This window comes from Stieleria tagensis (assembly GCF_024129865.1).
Classification (GTDB): Bacteria; Planctomycetota; Planctomycetia; order Pirellulales; family Pirellulaceae; genus Stieleria; species Stieleria tagensis.
In genome coordinates, this window is the sequence record NZ_JAMYFE010000085.1 from 1 (window position 1) to 22,938 (window position 22,938).

Here is a 22,938-nt window from a genome sequence, read left to right on the forward strand (position 1 = left end):
GCAACTTCAAAACTCACGCGTCGGGTTACCAAAAACCAATGCCCAACGCGAAAGCGCTGGCTTCAAAACTGGTGCAGCGGGATCCCCCTGCACCAGCGCGGCTCCGACAACTGGATAGAATAGGGCGTTCCATTGCTGCCTTTCACCGAGTCTTTGATCCGTGATCCGATACGTTCTTGCCCTGGTTGCTGCCGTTTCTTTTTCGCCACTGGTCTCTGCGGCTGATTCGCCGAACGTGCTGTTCATTGCGGTCGATGACCTGGCCTGTACGCTCGGTTGCTACGGCGATCGGTTTGCCAAGACGCCGAACATTGATCGGCTGGCTGCATCGGGCGTGTGCTTTGAAAATGCCTACAACCAATTGCCACTGTGCAATCCCACACGGGCGTCGGTGATGACCGGTCGACGGCCTGATGAAATTGGTGTCTACGATTTGGACCGTCATTTTCGCGACCAATTGCCCGACGTCGTGACCTTGCCCCAGGTCTTTCAACGCCACGGCTATGCAGCTGCTCGCGTCGGTAAAATCTATCACTACAACGTTCCTGCCTCGATCGGAACCAATGGCTTTGATGACCCGCCGTCCTGGGATCTGACAGTGAACCCCAAAGGCCGAGACAAGGACGACGAATCACTGGTGATCAACGCCGAACCCGATCGCAAGATCAGCGCCGCGCTATCGTGGCTTGCAGCCGACGGCAGCGATCAACAACAGACCGATGGGATGATTGCCAGCGAAGCGATTAGATTGATGCAGTCTTACAACGACAAGCCATTCTTTTTGGGCGTCGGCTTTTTCCGTCCCCACACGCCCTACATCGCCCCCAAGAAGTACTTTGACCTGTATCCGCTGGACTCGATTTCGCTGCCTTATGCTCCCGACGATGACCGCGACGACATTCCGACCGCAGCATTCGCGCACAACTGCCCCATCCCCAACTACAACCTCGACCCGCTGACACTGCGCAAAGCGATCCAGGCCTACTATGCATGCGTGTCCTTTGTCGATGCGCAAGTCGGACGATTGCTGACGGAACTGGAGCAATCGGAATTGGCCGACAACACGATCGTGGTGCTGTGGAGCGATCATGGATACCACTTGGGCGAACACAACGGGATCTGGCAAAAGCGAACCCTGTTCGAGCAATCTGCAAAGTCACCGTTGATCATTCGCGTCCCCGGGGCCAACGGCAACGGCACACCCTGCCGGCGGATCGTCGAATTTGTTGACATCTATCCAACGGTTGTCGCCGCTGCCGGGTTTCAACCGGCGGATGATTTATCCGGACGCGACCTGGCACCGCTGCTAGCTGACCCACTGGCAACCTGGGGCGGACAAGCCGTCACCCAGGTGCTGCGCCCGGCGGATGACCGGTTGGCGACGCAAGTGATGGGATGCAGCATCCGCACCGATCGCTATCGCTACACCGAATGGGCCGAGGGTGACCAAGGCGTGGAACTGTACGATCACCATAGCGATCCAATGGAGTTTCATAACTTGGCGGTCGATCCCGATTCAAGAATCCAGGCGGTCATCGACGACCTAAAGAAACGGTTACGCCAAAAGGCCAGTGGGCGCATTCCGAACGTGCCCGTGAACCCGGCGAGGCTGTAGGTGACCGAATTCAAAACGGGAAACGGAGCTCCGAGCAAGGCCAGGGTGATCGGAGTCGCGTGTTTGCGCGGGGGCATTGGTTTTTGGTAACCCGAAGCGTCAGCGAGGGATCCCGTTAACACCCTAAATCCCTCGCTCACGCGTCGGGTTGTGATGAAAAGCGCTGGCTTCAAAACGCACGCGATGGCTGGTGATGATTGACAATAATTTCTCCGACAGGGAAGCAGATGAACAGTGAGATTCGAAGCGTTGTGGTTGGCACCGGTTTCATCGGCCCGGTGCATGTGGAAGCCCTCCGCCGCGCGGGGGTTTGTGTGGCGGGAATTGTGGGATCGTCACCCGAAAAATCGCGTGCGGCTGCCGAGACGCTCGGGTTGCCCGATGCCTTTAAAACGCTCGACGACGTGCTCTCGGACCCGACGGTTGACTGCGTTCACCTGACCACACCCAACCGATTCCATTTCCCGCAAGCGGCTGCCGTGCTGAAAGCCGGTAAACACGTGATCTGTGAAAAACCATTGGCGATGAACTCGGCGGAGTCCGCTGAACTGGTCCAGATCGCTGCCGACAGTGGGCGGGCGGCCGCGGTGGCGTACAACATCCGCTTTTATCCGTTGTGCCACGAAGCCGCCGCACGCGTCCGCAACGGATCAATCGGCAAGGTGATCCACATCAACGGATCCTACGTGCAGGATTGGCTGCTGCGTCAGAACGATTTTAATTGGCGCGTCCTGGCGGCCGACGGAGGAGAACTGCGAGCGGTCGCGGACATCGGCACCCACTGGCTAGATCTGATCCAGTTCATCAGTGGCGACAAGATCGTGTCGGTCTGCGCCGATTTGCGGACGGTGTATCCCACACGGCAACGACCGATCGGCAACGTGGAAACGTTTTCCGGTGGTCCGTCGGCCGAAACGCCGACAGAATCCGTGGAAATCACGACGGAAGATTGCGGGGCCGTGATGTTCCGGATGGCCGGTGGCGCCAATGGGTGTTTGTGGGTCTCACAAACCACGGCCGGCAAAAAGAATTGCCTGCGATTCGAACTCGGCGGCAGCGAGCAATCGCTGGCATGGAACAGCGAGTCGCCCAACACACTGGAGATCGGCAATCGAGATCAGCCCAACCAAAGCCTGATCCGTGATCCCGCGTTGATGGACGCCAGCGCTGCAACGATCGCGAATTATCCGGGCGGCCACAATGAGGGCTTCCCGGACTCATTCAAGCAATTGTTTCGGACCGTTTACGGATGCATCCGCAGCGGCGAATTTGCCGCTACGTCCGAGCATGCCCCCGCCCTGTTCCCGACGTTTGCGGACGGGCATCGGGAGATTTTAATCTGCGAGGCGATTCTAAACAGCCATCGCCGTCGCGGCTGGGTCGACGTGAACTAGGCGGTGACGACGTTGATGCGACGACCTTTTTGGTCAAACATCACGTTGCCATCAACCAGGGCGAACAACGTGTAATCGTTGCCTTGACCGACACCACGTCCAGCACGCCATTTCGTGCCGACCTGACGGATCAGGATGTTGCCAGCAGTGACCGCTTCGCCGCCGAATTTTTTGACGCCGCGACGTTGTGCGTTGGAATCGCGGCCGTTGCGGCTCGATCCCTGACCTTTCTTATGTGCCATTTCTTCACCAGATTCGTTAGTTTTTCGGAGGGCCCAGGAGAATATCGGCACTTGGCCCTAACTTCAAGCCGTTTCTGAGCCTTCAAATCAGGGATTTTTGCCGTTTGCCTGGGCGGGGGTGGCTGCCACGGCACCCGCTGGGTGATAGTTGAGTCCGCTGGTGACCGAAATTTCAGTCACGGAGGCATTAGAAGTCAGGCGGAGATTCGACCTGTCGCAACACATCTTCGAACGGGATTTGCTCACAGACCCCAAAACTGGGGTGTCGGGAAAGCCGCGAACGCACCATTTTGGGTGACGAGAGACCGCACAAGAACCGGGCTCGCTGCCGTGCGGTGGTGAAATGGTCTGGGTATTCGCGGCAGACCTGATCCAGCGCCCGGCGCACTCCGTCGCCGATCTCCCGATCGGTCACCGCTGGGATCGTAAATGGCCCCTCACCCAAACAATGACTGCATTGGCCACACGGCTGCGGCATCGATTCACCAAAATGTTCGGTCAGAATCTTTGCTTGACAGTCTTGGGCGGATGCGATGGCAAACACATCGCCCAAGCGATCGACTTCGGATCGTTCACGCCCCAGCATCCGCGCATGATATTCGTCGGCAACCAATTTGGGCTGTTCGATCCGCTTGACCCAGCGGTAACCGTGGACCAGATCACTGACGTGGACTTCGATCCAGTTCTGGGCGGCCATAAAATCGACGGCTTTGACGATCCGCTGTCGGTCTTGGCCGAGCGCCTTGGCGGCGGTGACCATGTTCAACGAAAACCACTTGCGTGATTTGGTCAGTTGCCCCAGCACGCCCGCCAAAAATTCGCGGCGCTCACCGTCAAAGTTGTCCAGAATCGCCCTTGAGGTGACCAGCGGATGGATTTTGTAGGTGTCATAGCGCGGCGAGGTGGCCTGGATGTAGCCGTCCAATTCCAAATAGGTCAGCAGTGTGCGGACGACCAAAATGCGAATGTCGGTCTCGAAGGACAGTTTGTAATGCGACAGGAAAAACTGGTCCGATTGCCCGCACAGAAGTTCGATCAGCCGGCCCACGCTGTGGCGGCTAGGCGTGTCACCAAACGTAAAATTCTCCAGCACCACGCGGTCGGCAGGCAACAGCAACAATTCGCAAATTGAATCGCCGCCGTCACGTCCCGCCCGCCCGATTTCTTGCGCGTAGGCCTCCAACGATTTTGGTGGGTTGAAGTGATACACGTAGCGGATGTTGGACTTGTCGATCCCCATTCCAAACGCGATCGTCGCGACAATGATGCCATCGGCAGATTGCAGGAATTGTTGCTGGATCTGCGACCGCGTTTCGGCATCCATTCCAGCGTGATAGCCCATCGCCTGGAAACCGTCATCGGTCAACCGCTCGGCAATTTGCTCGGCGGTCTTCTGTTTGGAAACGTAAACGATGGTTGCCCCGCGGGGCCGATCGGCGATCCGCTGCAGCAAGGTGTCATAGTGTTCTTCACTGCGGACCACGGTGCTGCGAATGCGCAAATTCGCACGATGGAATGGCGTCCGAATCGCATCCTCCGGGGCGATCGCAAAGGCGCGCCGAATGTCCTCCAACACCGCCGGCGTTGCGGTGGCCGTCAACGCCAACACACGATCGGCATTTAACCTTTTTGACAGCTCCGCCAGCTTCAAATAGTCGGGTCGAAAATTGTGGCCCCATTGGCTGATACAGTGTGCTTCGTCGATGGCAAACAAGGACACGTTCAATGATCCCACCGACGCCAGAAACCGTTCATTGAAGAACCGTTCGGGAGCGACATACAGCATTCGAATCGAGCCGTCGCGGATGCCGCGCATCGCGTCGCGGAATTCTTGGTCGGTCAACGATGAATCCAATCGCGCCGCTTTGATCCCGCGCTCGGCCAGCGCATCACACTGGTCCTTCATCAACGCGATCAGCGGCGACACGACAACGGTGGTACCGGACAATATCTGACTGGGCAATTGGTAACACAAACTTTTCCCACCGCCGGTGGGAAAGACCGCCGCCACGTTTTTGCCGGCCAACAGCCGCTCGATCACCTGGACTTGCCCGTCGCGAAACTCGTTCAGTCCGAATCGCGTTTGCAATACTTCTAGCGTTTCACGCCGGGGGTGCGTTTCAACCAAAGTCATCACATTTCCCTGTATACTGTGCACCCAGCGCTCACCCAATCACGTTTGATCAGAAGAAAACGAAGGATGCGGTGCGTCCGAGCGTCGCTAGCGCCTTGCAGAGCTCGAGTGCTGTCTGAAAAAGCCGGCGATCTTGCAACCGGCAGACTTTGCTACCCGCCTACAGAGTTACAAACCTGGCCATGAAATCAATCCCGCTAAGAATATTTTTTTGTCTGATCGCGTTGGCAGTTGGCCTCTCGGCCGGGGCACGGCAATCAACCGCGCAAGAATCGTCGCCCCCGCCCAATGTGGTCGTGATTTTCATCGACGACATGGGCTATGCCGACATTCATCCCTTTGGTGACACCCGCTACCCGACTCCAAACCTGGATCGGATGGCAGCCGAAGGCCGGAAATTCACTGACTTTTGCGTTTCATCAGCCGTCTGTAGCGCCTCGCGATCCGCCCTGATCACCGGTTGTTATCACAAACGAATCGGGATCTCCGGTGCGTTGGGACCGAAATCCGAAATCGGTTTGAATTCCGCCGAAACCACGATCGCAGAACTATGTCGTTCCCAAGGCTATCGCACCGCGGTTTATGGAAAGTGGCACCTGGGGCACAATCCAAAATTCCTGCCGACCAATCACGGCTTTGACGAGTTCTACGGGATTCCTTACAGCAACGACATGTGGCCGTTGCACCCCGCCACGATTGCCAAGCGTCAAAAGAACCCCAACGCGCCGAGCAACTGGGCGGAGTTGCCGATGATCAAAGACACTCAAGTGGTCATCGAGAGCATTCAACCCGCCGACCAGGAACAAATGACCAAGCAGTTCACCGAGCGGGCGGTCGAATTTATTAAACGCGATTCGGACAAACCGTTCTTTGTGTATCTGCCGCACCCGATGGTTCATGTCCCGCTGTACGCCTCCGAGGCTTTTCGCGGCAAAAGCGGTCAGGGACTGTTTGGCGACGTGGTGATGGAAGTCGATTGGTCGGTCGGGCAAGTGCTCGACGCAATCGAAGACATCGGTGCCGAACGCAATACATTGGTCGTGTTCACCAGCGACAACGGCCCGTGGCTTTCTTACGGCAGCCATGCCGGTCAAGCCACCCCGCTGCGCGAAGGCAAGGGAACCATGTTCGAAGGCGGCTATCGTGAGCCGACGCTGATGTGGTGGAAAGGCAAAATTCCCGCGGGCACCACCTGTGATACCTTTGCCAGCACCATCGACCTGCTGCCAACCATCGCGGCGCTCAACGGCGGCGAACTGCCCAATCATCCCATCGACGGCCATGACATCCGGCCGCTGATGTTCGGTCAGCCCGATGCCGAATCACCGCACGAGAGCTTTGCCTGCTTCTATGCCGGCGAACTGCGCGCCGTCCGCAATGAACGCTTCAAATTGGTGTTCCCACACAACTATCGAACCCTGGACGGGCATCCCGGCGGCACCGGCGGATTGCCAGTCGCTTATCAATCGGCACGGGCCAAGCGAGCGCTGTACGACTTGGACAACGACATCGGCGAAACCACCGATGTCTCGCAGCAGTTCCCCGAAGTCGTCGCCCAACTGGACGCCGCCGCAGAGGTCTATCGCCAAAAACTAGGTGACAAGCTGACCAAGACCACTGGCAGCGAGATCCGACCGGCCGGCCGCATGCAACCCGGCGACGAACGTCTGCCGCTGGTTTGGTAGTGGAATCACACCAGCGTCGTGGATCGCTCCGCCGATCCAACGCCCAAGCCACTCGCAACCAACCGATCACGTGGGATCGACGGAGCGATCCACGACAAAACCAGCGCGTTGCGCTACGTTTTTGGTTTCGCGATCGGGCTGTTCTTCAGCCGCTGCCAAACAGCTAGCTTGGGACGCCCCTGGTCGCCTGGCAGCATGCCATGCACCTCGTAAAACTGATCGCCGTCGACGCGGAACACATAGGCCGACTTTCGCTCGCTCCTGGCACCTGCATTCGGGCCGACCAGAACAACCTTGCTGTGGTAGCGGAACACATTTACGTCGCCGGATTCATCCACTTCGTAGTCGCTACGGTGTGAATAGATTGGCTTCTGTTGCGGATCATAGGTGGTCAAAATCGTGTGGTCGCCTAGGTGCTGTTTGATCGTCATGTAGCGCCCCTCGGCTGTGTCGCGATATTGCACCCATTCGCCTTTGATCTGGTCCGCGGCCGATGTTTTTGCAGAACGAGTCTCGGGAACCGAATCGTCTGCGAGTGCGGGCGCGGCCAACCCCAGGCCAACACAGGCGATCAGGCAGATTTTGCGTACTGTCTGGTGGATCATTGCCAAGCGACTCCTTTCGATATCGAGAAATTCAGGAAGAGCGCTACTCTAAGCTTTTTCGACAAAGGCAGCTACACTCACCCCAATCAAGTTGACCACGCCGAACAACCTAAAGGTTGAACTCCAACGCGTTGGAGTTCAACCTTCAGCGTGTCGGTTCGGGGACTGCCCCAGCGCGAGCTGGAAGATCTCTGGTCGCCGCAGGCCTAACCCGATCCAGGCGACCACGCCGATAATGATCGGCACGAAGAAAGGGTCGCCCACACGCACATGCGTCGCGGTCGCTCCGCCCAGGTAACCGGCCAACAGGATCGCGCCGACAAAGCTGGTTCGGGGAATCAGGAACAGCACCGCCACGGCGATTTCCACCACACCAATCGTGCGAATCACATCCGCGCTGTATCCCAAATGCTCAAACATCTCCTCCTTGCCTTCCCACTCGGTGAACTTGCCCATCGCGCTGGGGCCGATCAGCATCGCAGCAACAAGCCCGCTGATGATCCAGCCGGCAACACGCATTTTCTTGGAACCCATTATTTGATCTCTTCTGATAAGGCGATGAATGACAATGATCTGCCAGGTTGTCGATTGCAGCGGCGCCGTTTCGACAGTTGTCAGTCGTTTTTTGGTTTAGATTAATTGGATATCAGTGTCCATCCGGTTGATAGGCCAATAAACGCAGCGCGTTGAACACCACCAGCAGCGTGGACCCTTCGTGCATCACCACCGCCGGTCCGATATTCAATCCGAACAGTGTGGCCGGCACCAAAATTGCCACCATGCCCAGACTGATCCACAGGTTCTGGCGGATGATGGATCGAGTGGCACGACTGAGTCCAATTGCCAGTGGCAGGTGTTCCAGGTTGTCGGCCATCAGGGCAACATCGGCGGCTTCCAACGCAACGTGACTGCCGGCGGCGCCCATGGCGATCCCGACCGACGCGGATGCCATGGCCGGTGCATCGTTGACTCCGTCGCCGACCATCGCCACGCCGGATTCACTGTCAAGCTTTTTGATCTCGGCGACTTTGTCTTCCGGCATCAAGTCACCAATGGCCTTGTCCAGGCCAACCGCTTTGGCAACCGCGTCGGCCACCGTTTGATTGTCGCCGGAAATCATGATCATGCGACTGATCCCCAATTCCCGCAGTCGTTGAATGGTCCGTTTCGCTGATTCGCGTGGGGTGTCCATCATCCCGATCGTGCCGAGGTAGCGGTCGCCGTGGCGCACAATCATGGTGGTACGTCCATCGGCTTCCAACCTCCGCACGGTCTTGCGCACGTCATCCGGCAACGGAGTCCCTGCGACTTCGGCGAACAAGTCGTCTTTCCCCAGATGCGCCAGCGCCCCCTCGACCGTGGCTTGAATGCCGCGTCCGGTGATGCTTTTCATATCGCTGGCGTTCGGAAGCGGCGAATCCGGTTCAGCCGCCGACAACCGTTCGCTGCCGTCGCGGACCAGTGCTTTGGCCAGTGGATGTTGACTGAGCGATTCGACGGCAACCGCAATCCGCAACAATTCCGTTTCGCTGACGCCATCGGCAGGACAGACGTCGGTGACTCTCGGTTTGCCTTCGGTGAGCGTGCCGGTTTTATCAAACGCGACCGCGTCCAAGCGGCCCAAATTTTCCAGTGGTCCGCCGCCCTTGACCAACACGCCGCCGCGGGCGGCCCGGGCGATCCCGCTGAGCACGGCGCTAGGGGTGGAGATGGCTAGCGCGCAAGGGCTGGCGGCGACCAAGACCGCCATCGATCGATAAAAGGCCTGCGCAAATGACTCGTCTAAAACCAATGGCGTCAGCAGCAACAACACGACCAGGGTGATCACCGCCGGCACAAAGTAACGCTCGAATCGCTTGGTGAATTTTTGTGTCGGCGAGACCCGCGTTTCCGCTTCGCTGACCATCGTCACAACCCGCGCCAGCGTGTTTTCCTCAGCCGTCTTGGTGACTTGGATTTCCAGGGCGCCGGACTGATTGATGGTGCCGGCGAAAACACGGTGTTGCGAGGCAAGCGATTCTGGTGCTGCGGCGGCAGCGCCGCGATCATCAACCGGTTGTTTGTCGACGGGAACACTTTCGCCGGTGATCGGTGCCTGGTCGATACTCGATTCGCCCTGGATCACAAATCCGTCCGCAGCAACGCGCTGGTCGGGTTTGACGATCACGATATCACCGACAACCAATTGTTCGACCGGGAGTTCTGTTTCCTGGCCGTCGCGGCGGACCAAGGCGGTTGGCGGTGCGATTTCTGACAACGCCTCGATCGCTCGTTTGGCACGCCCCATCGCGTAGCCTTCGAGTGAATGACCGATGCTGAACAGAAACAACAACAATGCGCCTTCGACCCAAGCATCCAGCGCGGCAGCCCCGGCCGCGGCAAACACCATCAAAAAATCGATCTCGAACTTTCCGGCGCGGATTTTTTCAAAAGCCTCCAATACAGGAAACGTGCCGCCAAACAGGTAAGCCACACACAGTGTTCCGATCCAGATCGCATCTGGCAGGTCGGCAAAGGTCTTTAACAACCAACCGGCCAACAGAAATACACCGGACAAAACCGCAAAGATCAGTTCCGTCTGCGATCCAAAAATTCCGTCGCGATCGTGATGATGCCCACAGCAACCCTGCTGGTGATGGTGTTCGTCCTTGTCCGGGAACTGCCGCAAGACTTGCAAAATGGTCGATTCGTTGATGATCTGACGATCAAACTCGATTCGCACCGCACCATCAGGCGAGACCACCGATTCCAACACGCCGTCGATTCGATTCAGACGGGACTCGATCGTCGAAGCACGACTGGCGGACATGGATTGGATGCGCCGATTTGTATGCCCGAACCGTGCTTCCAATTCTGCTCCGGTCCGCCGCGCAAGTTCACGGACTTCGGCCAACGACGTCACATTGGGATCAAAGTGGATGCACAATTGGTCGCGCTGATCATTCTCGCCGGGGACAAGATGCGCGTCTGACACACCCTGGTTGGACCGGATCAATTCACTGATCCGCGTGACGCATTCATCACGCGCATCGGGAACGCTGGGCAGCAACAACGACAATTCAATTTTCAGCTTTTGTGTCATCAGGATGGTTGTGTCGGCTGCATTGCGAGAGAGAAAGCGTCACGAAGAACGAATTGTAGTGATTGCCACAGCGGTCCAAATGCCAGTGCGTTCCAAACGATATCGCCAGGGAAACACATCCCAGACGCCATTGGCCTGGTCGCCACCGGTCGCTTTGCAGCCAATTTGAACGCAAATCAATCGACCGGAGTTGTATTTGGTTGAATCCCCTTAGGTCAGCATCGCCAATCGATTGGTGGGCGTGCAAATGACGCGCCAGGGATCAAATCCGGTTCCGATGCAGCGACGGCGCGTCAGTTGCAGCATAATGAAGGGTCGGGTTTCCAACGCGGCCAATGATCGCCCGTCGGCACCAGCCGGGCTGGGCACCAGTGGTCCGCAACTGGACGTGAATTTCTAATTGGGGGGAGAACAGCATCATGTTGATCGCATTTCATCAAATCGACGGAACCAAATTAAGCGGCTCAGAGGAAGCGATTGGGACAATCAAAGACTTGTTTCTGGATCAGCACGATTGGCATGTCCGCTATGCCGTCGTCGATACCGGCGTGTGGCTGCCCGGTCGCAGGATCTTGGTTTCACCGACCGCCATCACCAAGCACGACTGGGGAGCGCATCAGGCGACTGCTCTGCTAAGTCACGCTCAAGTCGAATCGAGTCCGGACGTCGATTTGATGCGACCGGTTTCTCGTCAAATGGAATTGGAACTGGCCAAACACTACGACTGGCCCGCGTACTGGGCCAGTGGATTGGGGTTGGGCGGTGAAGCCGCTGCCGCTGTGCCGCCATCGGTGATGGTGCCCAATGAAAAGCAGCATGAGATCGAAGACCAATTGCTGAATGTTCGCAGTGCCCACGAGATTTTGGGTTATTCGATCCATGCCACCGACGGTGACATCGGACATGTCAACGACTTTATCATTGACGACGAAACCTGGGCGGTCCGCTACTTGGTGGTCGACACCAAGAATTGGTTACCAGCCCCCAAAGTATTGGTCGCACCGGCGTGGATCGAGTCCGTGTCATGGGCCGATCAAGCGGTGACAGTTGAAGTGACCTGTCAACAAATTAAGGACTCGCCGGACTACGATCCGCTAGCCCCGGTCAACCGAGGCTACGAAGAACATATCTATGATTTCTACGGCAAAGAACGTTACTGGATGCCGTAGAATTAAAACGCGGCTGGATCAATCACCAAGTGTTTGATCTTGTTGCGTTTCCAGGTGTAGGTGGCATGGACCATCCCGTCATCGGTTTGAATGATGGCCGGATAACTGAACTCCGCACCCTTTTCCTGTTCCAGCACCGCGATCGATTTCCAGCTTTCACCGTCATCGGAGATCGCCAGATTGATCACGCCACGCCGCCCCCATCCTGACGCACCACTGTCCAAGTGGTTGTAGATCAGCAGGTGCCGACCGTCTTGCAGCGAGACGACTTCGATCCCCGAGTTCGGATTCGGTAATTCGGTGGCCGTCAGCGGAGACCATGTCTGACCGCCATCACCAGAATGTGTACTGGCAATCACGCCCTCCTTGGTTCGACACAGTGCCTGGAGTGTTCCGTCGCCGCGGCGTAACAATGTTGGTTGGATGGCATTGAACTTCGATGCGTCGTTGATCGGCCCGATCCGCTGCCACGTTCCCACCGGCATTCCATTTTCCAACATCACTCGCTCGAAATGCACTCGCCAGCCTTCATCCTCGGTCGATGATCCACAGAGTAGCGAACCATCGCCCAGCAAAATCGGTTTGCATCGAACCGGTCCATCAATGCCCTCTGGCAATCGCTTGCGATCGACAAAGGTTCGCCCACGGTCGTAGCTGACCATCATTTCTCCCCACCAAGTGCTCGGACTTGGGCCGACTTTGAAAAACAGCAACGTCGGACCATCACCGGGCGACTGATACAGCACCGGATTCCAGCAGGGATAACGAAGGCCGTCATGCTGGACACCGGTGGCAACCTGACTCGGCGAGGACCACTTGCTGCCATCGTGATAGCTGGTCCAAATCCCGACGTCCTTGTTCTTCTCCTTTGTGCCGGCAAACCAGGATGCGACCAAACCACGACTGGTTTGGCAAATCGTCGACGCGTGACACTCCTTGGTCGGCGGTTTGTTAAAGATAAATTCTTCGCTGACCAAACCGGGGACGCGTGGCGCAGGCGAATCCTGTTCGGGCGAAGCGGACATTTCATCGGGGCTAAAGGTCTGGCAGTCGTCGTGTTTGATGTAGTAGATCCGCCCGTTTTCGGCGCCCACCATCAAGTCCGGTTTGCCGTCACGATCCAGGTCGCAGGCTGACGGACTGGAGGTGTGTCCGGCCACGTTGCGTTTGGCCAAGTTGCCCACCTTCTTCAATACCGTTTTGCCGTCACGATCTTCGCAATTGCGATACCAGGTCGCATTTTCGGAATTGACCAGCAAGTCCAATCGGTCATCACCATCCCAGTCGACCATCGCTAGTTTCATCCGTCCGGATCCGCCACAGGATCGCTGGTTCAACTGCAAGGGTTTGCCTGCCGGATCGACAAAGACACGTTCTGCTTTTCCACCACCGGATCGCAATGTCAAATAGCCGGATTGATCGAGCAACACCAGATCCAGTTTTTCATCACCGTCAAAATCAATCGCCAGTGGTGTGGTTCTCCACTGTGTGATGGCTTCGTTTGATTTGGTTTTCCACCAATACCAACGCGGCGGTTGTTCGGACGGTGTGCCGATCATGTCGGCCGCGACCAAGGTGCCGTCGTCGTTGCGCAGCCACTGGACCCGCGACAAAATGGAGTTGTACAGGATGTCCGGATCGCCATCGGAATCCCAATCGGCGACCGACAGCGTGGTGTAGCCCCATTTGGCTTCACAGGGACCTTGGATCGATCCACTGGGGCCGGCCAGTACACGGAACTCTTTGACTTGGTCGTCGGTGGCGGTTTTGGCGGTGATCAATGAAGGCGCCGACCATTTTGGTTGGCCATCCGCACCGCTGCCCAGGTTTTCAAAATAGCCGATGTTGCCGGCGGTGTTGCCGCACAAGATGTCTTCGTCACCGTCGCCATCCCAGTCATAGGCAAACGGCGTGGCAAGTGCACCGAACTTCAGTGTGTCGGCTTGCTGTTGAAAGTAGCGTGGTGCTTGAAAGACCGGTTGACGGTCCAACAACTGGCCGGTGTTTTCGATCAATGCCACACGTCCGTCTTCATCACCGACGACAAGGTCAATGTCACCGTCATCATCCCAGTCGATCGCGGTCGGCGTGATCATTTGCAGGTGCATGACCAACGGATCACCTTGATCGTTGTTCAGTTTTTCCCCCGCGGCGTAGACCGGTGCGGTCCGTGAACCGATGTTCTCAAAATAAGTGAACCCGTCCAAAAATTCACCGCACAACAAATCCAGATCGCCGTCGCCATCGAAGTCTGCGAAATTCGGAGACGGCCAGCCGTAGACGTCGATGTCTCCACCGCCGGCTTGCAACCGCTGCGGTGTCGAACTGTATTGGGGTTGCTCTTGGGAACCCTCATTGTTGATCAAGTAAACGTTGCCGCGCAGTGGACCATTTCGCCAGCGCCCCATCGCATCGTACGCATTGTCCCAACCATAGTCCGTCCAGTCCCCGGTGCCGACGATGAGGTCCTGATCGCCGTCGCCGTCATAGTCCACGTAACGCCACATGTTGGCACGGACCCTGTGCTCGTGCACATTGCTACGAGGATAAATCGATTGCGGTTTGTCGAATTGAAACTCGCCGCTGGATTCATCCCGCACGTATTCCGCACCCTGACGCAAAATCCGCGGCTGGCCATCGACATAACTGACCTGCATGTTGTGGCCAGCATTGCCCAGTCGCACAGCCGGTTTAAACACCGGCATCGTGTCGCCGTCTTTTTGGTCGTCACCGGGATTCTCAAAAAAGTACACACCGCCGGTGGGTTTGTCGGGACAAGCGACCAGCAAGTCCAAATCACCATCGTTGTCATAGTCCATCGGCATCGGCCAGGCCCATAACCCGACCCCTAAGTCGACTTCTAATCCAGGATTGTTGTATCGCAGCGGTTGCAATTTCCACTGCGGATCAGCGGCCGACAGATTCAAACTGGCGATCGCAAAGCACAGGGCAAGCAGATGCTTGGTACACGGTTGGTGCATGGTTAATTGTTGGTATGGAGGTGGGGGGAGGGAGGAGCAAGGTGGGACGTTTCACTGGCCACGGCCATTCTCGCACCGACACGCTTCAGGTTCCCGAGCAGTCGTTGCTTCAACTGATCTGCAATCTGTGGAAGCGTCGTCGTCAGGTCATGTTGTTCAGCTATGTCGCTGCGCAAATCGTAGAGCTCTACACGATCATCTTCGGCGAACCACAGCAGTTTGTAATGGCCGCTGCGGATCGCGGACTGGGGACGCGTTCGGCTGACGACAAAATCGTCCACGCCGATTGAACCCGCCGCTTTTGAATACCCGGTTTCTGGATGGTAATACGGAAAATGCCACAGCAACTCTCGGTCTCCTGGCGCTGCGGAACCGGTCAACAGCGCCGCGACACTTTGGCCGTCGACGTCTTCAGCGGCTCCACCGGCAAGTTCCACAAACGTGGGTAGCAGGTCGTAGCCGATCACCGGCGCGTCACTGGTCGAACCGGCGAGAATCTTTCCCGACCAACTGGCGATCAACGGCACACGAATGCCACCTTCATACAAGTTCCATTTGGATCCGCGCAGTGGACCATTACCGGTGAACTCCGGATGACCACCGTTGTCGGACTGAAACACCACCAAGGTCTGATCTCGCTGTCCCGATGCGTCGAGGGCATCAAGAATCTGACCGATGTGATGATCGAGTGTTTGCAAGAATGCGGCGTAGGTGACACGGCGATCCCGGTTCTTAACCGACGCTGGAATCGTCGCATCGTACTGTCGCGTCAGCCACTGGCAGGGTGTCTTGACGGGCGTGTGCACATAAAACGATGACGCGAGTGCGAAAAATGGCTGGTCGTGTGGCTGAGAAACGTAGTCACAGACTTGCTGGACCAAGGTATCGGCTGCGAATTGGCCGTCGACATCAATTGATTTCGGACGTTTCTTTTTCCACGCGTAGGGGTGAGCACCAAAATCTTCTACCGCGACTTGGTAACCCTGTTGCCGGGGACCATGCGTGGGGCTCCATCCCAAGTACCCGTTGTGGTGTTGATTGAGATGCCACTTACCAAAGAACGCTGTTTCGTACCCCAGATCGCCTAAACGTTCGGCGATCGTGCGCTCGGCCAGTGGCAAATTCAATTGGAACGGTGGGGCGGTCAAGCGGGTCGGCAAGTCGATTTGTTGGCTGCCCGCTGCGTCTTTGGTAACGAACTCAAATCCCAATCGCGCCGTCGTTTTCCCCGTCTGAATGCTCGCCCGCGAGGCGCTGCAGATCGGCGCCGGGGCGTAGCCATTGGTCAGCCGCATTCCCGACGCAGCCAACCGGTCGATGTTTGGCGTTTGGTGCCAGGGGTGCCCGTAGCATCCCAAATCCGACCAGGCCAGATCGTCGACCAGCAAGTACAAGATGTTGGGCTGCTTCGGGGTGTCGGCCGACTGGGCCTGAACGACACTCACCACCAGAGTCCAGATCAATAGCGAATACAGTCCGATCACGATTCGCATCATTTTGAGTTCACCTTGATAGGATCCAACAGAGAATCGGAAAGCTCCGTCATGCGCGCGGTCAGTTTCTGATCCAACGAAATGATCGCCGACTGAATCTCTGGTCTCGGGTCGTCAATCAGGTTGTTTGATTCGGCGGGGTCATTTCGCAAGTCGTAGAATTCATCCCGCCCCTGGTTATGAAAGTCACGGATCAATTTGAATTCCGGTGTCCGATAGCAACGCAGCGACGCGACGGCGTAGTTAATCATGCTGTATTCGGCGTACAAGTCGGGCGAACGCTGGGCTGCCGGATCGCCACGAAACAGTGGCACCAGACTGCTACCGCGCATGACCTTGTCCGCTGGAGGTTCGGCTCCGGCAATTTCCAACAGCGTCGGAAACCAATCTAAACTTGATGCCGTTGCCTGGATCGTGCTGCCCGGATCAATCACACCCGGCCAACGAACGATTGCCGGGACACGTAGCGATAGATCGTACAGATTAGGACGATACTTGTCAGAAATCACACGCGTCCCTTGATGGGTCTTTCCCGGCGGCCGGGTTTTGGTGGCCCAGATTCCGTTGCCTTTGTGCCAGATCCCGTTGTGCCCCATGTTGTAACCGTGGTCCGACGTGAAGATGACGACCGTATTGTCGGTCAGTTTCAGTTGATCCAACTGATCCAGAATCAAACCCAAGTTACGATCGACGCCACTGACGCTGGCCAAATACTCACGCATCTTGCGTTTGATCGACTTGGTGTCCAGATCCGGATAGCTGGGGATCGCAGGATCCATGTTTTCGTAGGGCTGCCAATCCTCCGGGGCAACCGGTAACCACGCCCCGTGCGGAGCTCGGGTGTGCAGGCACAACAGAAAGGGTTTCTGAGCTTGGTTCTGGGCATGGGAACGAATGAAACCGATCGCTCGATCGGTCAGGATGTCTGTCGTTAGACCGGCAAACTTTTTCAGTTCCCCGTGCTCTTCCAGTTCAGGATTTTGGGGGCTGGTTCCGCCGCCGGTCAGTCCCATGAACGAGTCGAATCCAAACTGCGTCGGGTGCTGATCCAGGTTGCCGCTGGCGGACCAATCGCCCAGGTGCCATTTGCCGACCAGCCCGGTTGCATAACCATCGCGCTGCAGAACGTTGGCGAATGTCGTGGAGCGTTGTGGATCCAGCGCCACCGGATGCTCCGGATCATAAAGCTTGTGTCCAGGCTGCGGAATGAAATCCAGAATCCCGAATTCACTGGCATAACGCCCGGTCATCATCGCTGCGCGAGCCGGACTACACACCGGCGTGGTGCAATAGAATTGATCAAACGTCACTCCTTGGCTGGCCAATCGATCCAGGTTCGGCGTGTGGGCTGCGGGGACATCGCTGTACTGTCCTCGATTCACAGCCTTGCCCCACGCCCAGGGAGCTTGGTCATCAGTCACAATCATCACGACATTGGGTCGTTTATCGACCGCGGTATCGTCAGCTGAAACCACGCTGTCACAGCAACCGAGTGTCAGGGTGATCAGCAGCACGGTGGCGATCGATTGCCGCTTGGCTTGGGGTGGGGCCAACAGCCCCAGCACGACCATCATCATCGGCCCCAGCACGATGACCAAAAATGCGTGGAACGGACTGGCATACGATGCTAGTTCTTCCGGCCAAAAATCGGTTTGCGAAAACGTCATCCAAGCGATCAGGGTGACGCCCAAACCCAAAATGACAATTGCCGGCCGAGAACGAAGGCGTGGCGATGTGATGCCCAACAAAAACAAACCGATGATCGCAGCGCCAAGCACGCCGGACAGAGTCCACCAAATATCCAACACACTATTGGTCAGACGCACCAAAATCAGCGCCATGATCGTACCGAGTAATCCCCACACAACGGTTGCCCCACGCAGCACACGAACGCGACTGTGATCACTGGAATCAGGCCTGAACAAACGCGAATAAAAATCGCTCATCACCAAAGTTGCAGACGAATTCAGTGACGTCGAAACCGTACTCATCGCGGCGGCAAAGACGGCGGCGATCAACAATCCGCGAACCCCCACGGGCAGGTGAGCGGCGATGAAATGCGGGAACACACGGTCGCCCATGTCGACTTCGGTCAATCCGGCCGCCGTCTGCTGCAACTGCGATTGATATCCCGCCGAATCAGGTGACACACCCGCCTGCATCAGTTTCTGTGTCGCCACCACCTCGCGGACTTGCTGCATGTCAGCGGGGTGACTCTCGTAGTAGGCAAACAGTGCCGTGCCGATGAACAAGAACAACGCACTGACGGGAACGTACAACAGGGCCCCGAGCCAAATGCTTTTGGCAGCTTCGCGATCACTGCTCGATGCGATGTAACGCTGGACATAGCTTTGGTCGACGCCAAAGTTTTTGATATTTTCAAACAAGCCATACGCCAGCACCACCCACAGCGTCGGCTGAGAAAGGATCCAGGGCGACGTGCTGCCGAGAGAAAACTTGTGGTTGCTCGCGGCAGTCTCAAACACTTGCCCCGGACCATCGGGCATGCCAGCCAGCAAGATCGCCAGTGCCAACAGTGCCCCCGCCAACAACACAAACGCTTGAATCGCGTCGGCCCAAATCACTGCGGTGATGCCACCGATGAACGAGTAAACGGTGACGATGACTCCGGTCAACACGATCAAGGTGCGAATGTCCCAGCCAAACAACACGGCCATCGGCAATGCCATCAGGTACATCACTACACCGATCCGAGCGATCTGGAACAGCAGGTAAAACGAACTGGCAAACAGACGAGCCCACAATCCGAATCGACGTTCCAACAGCGAATAGGCGCTGACTTCGCCCGAGGCCCGATACATCGGCAGAAAATATCGCACCGCGATCCAGGCGGCCGGTGGCAGTGCAAGCGAAAATGCAAACGCATTCCAATTGTCGACAAATGCTTTGCCCGGTAGCGCCAAATAACTGATGCTGCTGAGATAGGTTGCAAAGATCGACATCCCACACAACCAACCGGGCAGCGATCGCCCGCCGGCGGTGAAATCGTCAGCCGACCGATTGCGACGATAAAACACCACGCCGATGGCTGAAATGCCAATAAAATAGGCAATCAAAACGGCCCAATCCAAGCCGCTAAAAAAGGTCGCTGCAAACATCACGGTTTGACCTTTGCGGTTGTCTTGCTCGCAGCCATGCTGCCCGCGGTGAGTCCAGAGAGCGTCTGTTTCAATTTTGCCAATTCGCTGGCGTATTCCGGATGGTCAACGCGATTGACCGATTCGGCCGGATCAATGTCGTGGTCATACAATTCCGCACCGATCAGTGAATCGTCCTCGGACGACAACCACTGGGTGTAACGAAAACGCGGTGTGCGAATGCTGTGACCCATCGCCTTCATCGCATTGCCGTAGTACGCCGGTCGCGGGTGTTGCGTCAGTGCGGCTGCTTTGACAGCGTCTTGGCTGCCATCGATCAACCGCCGCAGACTGACACCTTCGGGACCGACAGCAGCTGGCAGACCACACAAATCAGTCACGGTCGGATACAGATCCAACAGTTCAACGATCGCATCGGTGCGATGAACCTGACTGCCTTGCGGCGGGGCGATGATCAAGGGCACGCGGGCATCCAGTTCGAAGTTCGATGTCTTGCACCACAGCGTGTGATCGCCGAGCTGGAACCCATGGTCAGACCAGAAAACGACTAATGTGGAATCCGTCAAATTCTGGCGATCAAGTTCTTCCAGCAGCCGGCCGACTTGAGCATCCATGTAACTGATCGCGGCCAGATAACCATGCCGTAGCTGCTGCTGGTCGCTGGGCGTCAACGTGACCGGCTTGGATTTCCCCAGTAGTTCCTGACTGTTGTGCCAAGCAATCCGCGGCGTGTCCTCGGGCCACTCAGGGCAAACCGGCCCCGTGATTTGATCCCTGTCGTACAGGTCCCAGTATTTTTTGGGGGCGTTAAACGGCAGGTGAGGTTTCCAGAATCCGACGGCTAAAAAGAACGGCGTTTTTGATTTCGCACGCTCTTGAATCGCCTGCATCGCGAGCTCGGTGATGCGTCCGTCAAAGTACGCGTTGTCCGGCACGTCGCGACATTCGCAGCGAAGCGTGGTGACCAGATTGGGCGGCAATTCGCCGTCGACCTCCGCCACATCGCGGCGGTGGGAATTGAAGTGCATGACCGCCGGCACCGACCAGGAATCGGGATCACCCTGAATCTTGGTCTGCCAGTTGTGAAAGATCTTGCCGATGCTTTGCGTGAAATAACCGTGGCGTTTGAAATGCTGTGGCAGCGTGACCACATCCGGAATTTGATCGCGAAAGTGCTTTGCCAAATCATATTGCTGCAACGTGTCCGGCCGCCGCCCGGTCAACAGACTGCTGCGCGACGGATTGCAAAGCGCTTGGGCACAGTAGGCTCGATTGAATTGTGTCCCCCGCGCCGCCAGTCGATCCAAATGCGGCGTCTTGACGACCGGATGCCCATAACACCCCAGGTCACAGCGCAGATCATCCGCAGCGATAAACAGAACATTAGGGGGTTGGGCGATGGCCGGCGTTAGCCCGATCGACAGCAACAACATCATCATGCACAGAAGAATCATTCGCATGTCAAAACCTCGTTCTCGAAACCGTGTTGGTTAGTACTAGACCAAGCCGACTTGCTGCAAAATCGCTCTCACGCGTTGCCGCTCGGGTTCCAAGAAACGATTGAATGGATCAGCGGGTAGGTCATCGCAGATCTCGATCAACGACAATGCGGACTTGGTCGCTTTGATGTGACGCGACGCGTACTTGCCGATTTCGTAGATGTCTTGAAAGGCGTTGATTTTGGTCATCGCGGATTCCACTGCCTGGCGGTCACCACCGACCAACGCTTGGTAGCAGTCCACGAAAACTTGTGGCATCACATTGGCACCGCCATTGACGCCGCCGTCGGCACCCATCGCAATCGCTTCTGGCAATTTGGCTTCGGGACCAATCAAGATCGACCAATCGGGGCGAACCGATTTCAGATCGCACACCCGCTGGAAATAATCCAGGTCGCCGCTGCTGTCTTTGACACCAATAATGGACGGCAACTCTGCTAACACCCGCAGCGTTTCGATTTCGAACCAAACCTTGGTCAAACCCGGCATGTTGTACAGCATCAACGGCAGCGGAATCTGCGGAACGATGTTTTGTACGTAACGGGTCAGTTCGGTCTGGCCGACGGGAAAATAGTACGGCGTGGTCAGCACCGCCGCGTCCGCGCCACATTCGGCGGCGTGTTCGGCAAGCGCCACCGATTCGACAAAAGCGGTGTCGGTCACGCCGACCAAAACAGGCACGCGACCGGCCACAATCCGCACCGATTCAGTGATCATCTCACGACGCAGACGATACCCCAAACTGGGCGCTTCGCCGGTTGTTCCCAAAATGAAGACGCCGCCGACGCCGCCTTCGATCACATGATCAAGCAATCGTTGCAAACCGTCATGATCCAGTGCATCACGCGCTCGAAGTGGCGTCACCAATGGTGGCACGATGCCTTTCAACCGGAGCGATTTGGCGGGCGTTTCAGACGCATTGGCGGAATCACTGTTGAGAACGTTTGCCATATCGATCGTTTGGGAGGTGGGCGAAAAAGCGGGGTGCACTGCAAAGCCTAATCTCTATAGACTTTAATGGCCCGAACGCAAAATGCAAGTGGGTGGGCCACCAAAAGCGGCGGCCCCTACCGAGAGCCCTTAGCGGTGCGACAGACGAAACTGCTGGATCAATTCCCGCAGCGTCGACTCGTTTGCGTAGTACTCTTTTTCGATTCGGTTCTGTCCGTGCCAGCGGAGAAACTCGAGCAACTCGCTGGGGTCCAACTCGTTTCGCAGTGTCGGATTCAACGGGTATTGATAACCGTGTTCCTGAATTTTCTCACAGACTTGAAACAATTCTGACGATTCCATCAAGTTTGCTGCACCGGCATCCACCAGTGCATGCACGCCGTACGGGGTGGGCGATGGGTTATTCACCAGAAAACGATCCACGACCTCCCAGACCGTCGCCATTTGCAAGGTCTGTTGCAAAGCCGCTTTGGACACGACGGTCGAACCCGTCGGCGGAGCCGGGGGCGTGGAACCGGAAACAATTTTTTTGAGCCATTTAAACATGTCTCAAAGGATAACAGTTTTCATCGCAGCAGTTGGTGTGGAGGATTTATCTTGTCCGGCCACAACCGGCGGAAATCAAAGCAGACAACCTAAAGGTTGAACTCCAACGGGTTGGATCAGTCACCGTTGGAGTTCACGCTTTAGCGTGTCCAGCCACAATTGCCGGTAACCAACGCAAACAACCTAAAGGTTGAACTCCAACGGGTTGGACCAGTCACCGCCAGAGTTCACGCTTTAGCGTGTCCAGCCACAACTGCTGGCAACCAATGCAAACAACCTAAAGGTTGAACTCCAACGGGTTGGATCCAGTCACCGCCAGAGTTCACGCTTTAGCGTGTCCAGCCACAACTGCCGCAAACCAAGGCAAACAACCTAAAGGTTGAACTCCAACGGGTTGGACCAGTCACCGCCAGAGTTCACGCT

At 56.8% G+C, this 22,938-nt stretch carries 15 protein-coding genes; 4 read left to right on the forward strand and 11 right to left on the reverse strand.

The annotated features are described in order from the left end of the window. Window positions 1-163: 163 nt before the first annotated feature. On the forward strand, window positions 164-1,615 hold the full coding sequence (locus NHH03_RS19685; protein WP_390895598.1) for a sulfatase: 1,452 nt from the start codon (window positions 164-166) through the stop codon (window positions 1,613-1,615). 227 nt (window positions 1,616-1,842) lie between these two features. After that, window positions 1,843-3,009: a Gfo/Idh/MocA family protein gene (locus NHH03_RS19690; protein WP_253158836.1), complete on the forward strand. Its 1,167-nt coding sequence runs from the start codon at window positions 1,843-1,845 to the stop codon at window positions 3,007-3,009. On the opposite strand, the gene rpmA is transcribed toward NHH03_RS19690, so the two are convergent. Together rpmA and NHH03_RS19700 are read right to left on the reverse strand one after the other, a co-directional pair. Further along, window positions 3,006-3,251 (reverse strand): 50S ribosomal protein L27, encoded by a 246-nt coding sequence (rpmA, locus tag NHH03_RS19695; RefSeq protein ID WP_253158838.1) that lies wholly within the window; start codon window positions 3,249-3,251, stop codon window positions 3,006-3,008. The genes NHH03_RS19690 and rpmA overlap by 4 nt on opposite strands. 187 nt (window positions 3,252-3,438) lie before the next feature. After that, a complete protein-coding gene (locus tag NHH03_RS19700; RefSeq protein ID WP_253158840.1) occupies window positions 3,439-5,385 on the reverse strand; it encodes a RecQ family ATP-dependent DNA helicase in 1,947 nt (648 codons plus the stop codon). 182 nt (window positions 5,386-5,567) lie between these two features. Between NHH03_RS19700 and NHH03_RS19705 the strand changes: the two genes are divergently transcribed. Further along, entirely contained in the window at window positions 5,568-7,070 is a 1,503-nt protein-coding gene (locus tag NHH03_RS19705; protein WP_253158842.1) for a sulfatase family protein, read from the forward strand. A 113-nt stretch (window positions 7,071-7,183) separates the two neighbouring features. Here NHH03_RS19705 and NHH03_RS19710 read toward each other — a convergent pair whose 3' ends face one another. From NHH03_RS19710 to NHH03_RS19720, 3 genes are all read right to left on the reverse strand, one after another. Then, complete coding sequence (locus tag NHH03_RS19710) at window positions 7,184-7,675, reverse strand: hypothetical protein (RefSeq protein WP_253158844.1); 492 nt, start codon at window positions 7,673-7,675, stop codon at window positions 7,184-7,186. A gap of 138 nt (window positions 7,676-7,813) precedes the next feature. Continuing rightward, the gene (locus NHH03_RS19715) at window positions 7,814-8,209 is read right to left on the reverse strand and encodes a DoxX family protein (RefSeq protein ID WP_261364368.1); all 396 of its coding nucleotides are present in this window, start codon (window positions 8,207-8,209) and stop codon (window positions 7,814-7,816) included. Between the two features lie 112 nt (window positions 8,210-8,321). Continuing rightward, window positions 8,322-10,757 carry a heavy metal translocating P-type ATPase gene (locus NHH03_RS19720; RefSeq protein WP_253158845.1) on the reverse strand — a complete coding sequence of 812 codons (2,436 nt, stop codon included), beginning with the start codon at window positions 10,755-10,757 and terminating at the stop codon, window positions 8,322-8,324. A gap of 419 nt (window positions 10,758-11,176) precedes the next feature. Between NHH03_RS19720 and NHH03_RS19725 the strand changes: the two genes are divergently transcribed. Then, on the forward strand, window positions 11,177-11,926 hold the full coding sequence (locus tag NHH03_RS19725) for a PRC-barrel domain-containing protein (RefSeq protein WP_253158847.1): 750 nt from the start codon (window positions 11,177-11,179) through the stop codon (window positions 11,924-11,926). A gap of 2 nt (window positions 11,927-11,928) precedes the next feature. Here the strand turns inward: NHH03_RS19725 and NHH03_RS19730 are convergent, their stop codons facing one another. The 6 genes from NHH03_RS19730 to NHH03_RS19755 form a co-directional block, all read right to left on the reverse strand. Next, a complete protein-coding gene (locus NHH03_RS19730; RefSeq protein ID WP_253158849.1) occupies window positions 11,929-14,907 on the reverse strand; it encodes an exo-alpha-sialidase in 2,979 nt (992 codons plus the stop codon). A gap of 2 nt (window positions 14,908-14,909) precedes the next feature. Beyond that, window positions 14,910-16,403 (reverse strand): sulfatase, encoded by a 1,494-nt coding sequence (locus tag NHH03_RS19735; RefSeq protein ID WP_253158851.1) that lies wholly within the window; start codon window positions 16,401-16,403, stop codon window positions 14,910-14,912. Then, window positions 16,400-19,519 carry a sodium:solute symporter family transporter gene (locus NHH03_RS19740; protein WP_253158853.1) on the reverse strand — a complete coding sequence of 1,040 codons (3,120 nt, stop codon included), beginning with the start codon at window positions 19,517-19,519 and terminating at the stop codon, window positions 16,400-16,402. The genes NHH03_RS19735 and NHH03_RS19740 overlap by 4 nt, the downstream gene beginning before the upstream one ends. Next, window positions 19,519-20,979 carry a sulfatase gene (locus NHH03_RS19745; protein WP_253158855.1) on the reverse strand — a complete coding sequence of 487 codons (1,461 nt, stop codon included), beginning with the start codon at window positions 20,977-20,979 and terminating at the stop codon, window positions 19,519-19,521. The genes NHH03_RS19740 and NHH03_RS19745 overlap by 1 nt, the downstream gene beginning before the upstream one ends. A gap of 36 nt (window positions 20,980-21,015) precedes the next feature. Beyond that, window positions 21,016-21,969, reverse strand: coding sequence for a dihydrodipicolinate synthase family protein (locus NHH03_RS19750; protein ID WP_253158857.1), 954 nt, complete (start codon window positions 21,967-21,969; stop codon window positions 21,016-21,018). A gap of 129 nt (window positions 21,970-22,098) precedes the next feature. Further along, entirely contained in the window at window positions 22,099-22,515 is a 417-nt protein-coding gene (locus tag NHH03_RS19755) for a hypothetical protein (RefSeq protein WP_253158859.1), read from the reverse strand. Between the last annotated feature and the right edge of the window lie 423 nt (window positions 22,516-22,938).

Coding starts and splice junctions, on each gene's coding strand:
- NHH03_RS19690 (WP_253158836.1), top strand. CDS start 1,843: ATGAACAGTGAGATTCGAAGCGTTGTGGTTGGCACCGGTTTCATCGGC.
- rpmA (WP_253158838.1), bottom strand. CDS start 3,251: ATGGCACATAAGAAAGGTCAGGGATCGAGCCGCAACGGCCGCGATTCC.
- NHH03_RS19700 (WP_253158840.1), bottom strand. CDS start 5,385: ATGACTTTGGTTGAAACGCACCCCCGGCGTGAAACGCTAGAAGTATTG.
- NHH03_RS19705 (WP_253158842.1), top strand. CDS start 5,568: ATGAAATCAATCCCGCTAAGAATATTTTTTTGTCTGATCGCGTTGGCA.
- NHH03_RS19710 (WP_253158844.1), bottom strand. CDS start 7,675: ATGATCCACCAGACAGTACGCAAAATCTGCCTGATCGCCTGTGTTGGC.
- NHH03_RS19715 (WP_261364368.1), bottom strand. CDS start 8,209: ATGGGTTCCAAGAAAATGCGTGTTGCCGGCTGGATCATCAGCGGGCTT.
- NHH03_RS19720 (WP_253158845.1), bottom strand. CDS start 10,757: ATGACACAAAAGCTGAAAATTGAATTGTCGTTGTTGCTGCCCAGCGTT.
- NHH03_RS19725 (WP_253158847.1), top strand. CDS start 11,177: ATGTTGATCGCATTTCATCAAATCGACGGAACCAAATTAAGCGGCTCA.
- NHH03_RS19730 (WP_253158849.1), bottom strand. CDS start 14,907: ATGCACCAACCGTGTACCAAGCATCTGCTTGCCCTGTGCTTTGCGATC.
- NHH03_RS19735 (WP_253158851.1), bottom strand. CDS start 16,403: ATGATGCGAATCGTGATCGGACTGTATTCGCTATTGATCTGGACTCTG.
- NHH03_RS19740 (WP_253158853.1), bottom strand. CDS start 19,519: ATGTTTGCAGCGACCTTTTTTAGCGGCTTGGATTGGGCCGTTTTGATT.
- NHH03_RS19745 (WP_253158855.1), bottom strand. CDS start 20,979: ATGCGAATGATTCTTCTGTGCATGATGATGTTGTTGCTGTCGATCGGG.
- NHH03_RS19750 (WP_253158857.1), bottom strand. CDS start 21,969: ATGGCAAACGTTCTCAACAGTGATTCCGCCAATGCGTCTGAAACGCCC.
- NHH03_RS19755 (WP_253158859.1), bottom strand. CDS start 22,515: ATGTTTAAATGGCTCAAAAAAATTGTTTCCGGTTCCACGCCCCCGGCT.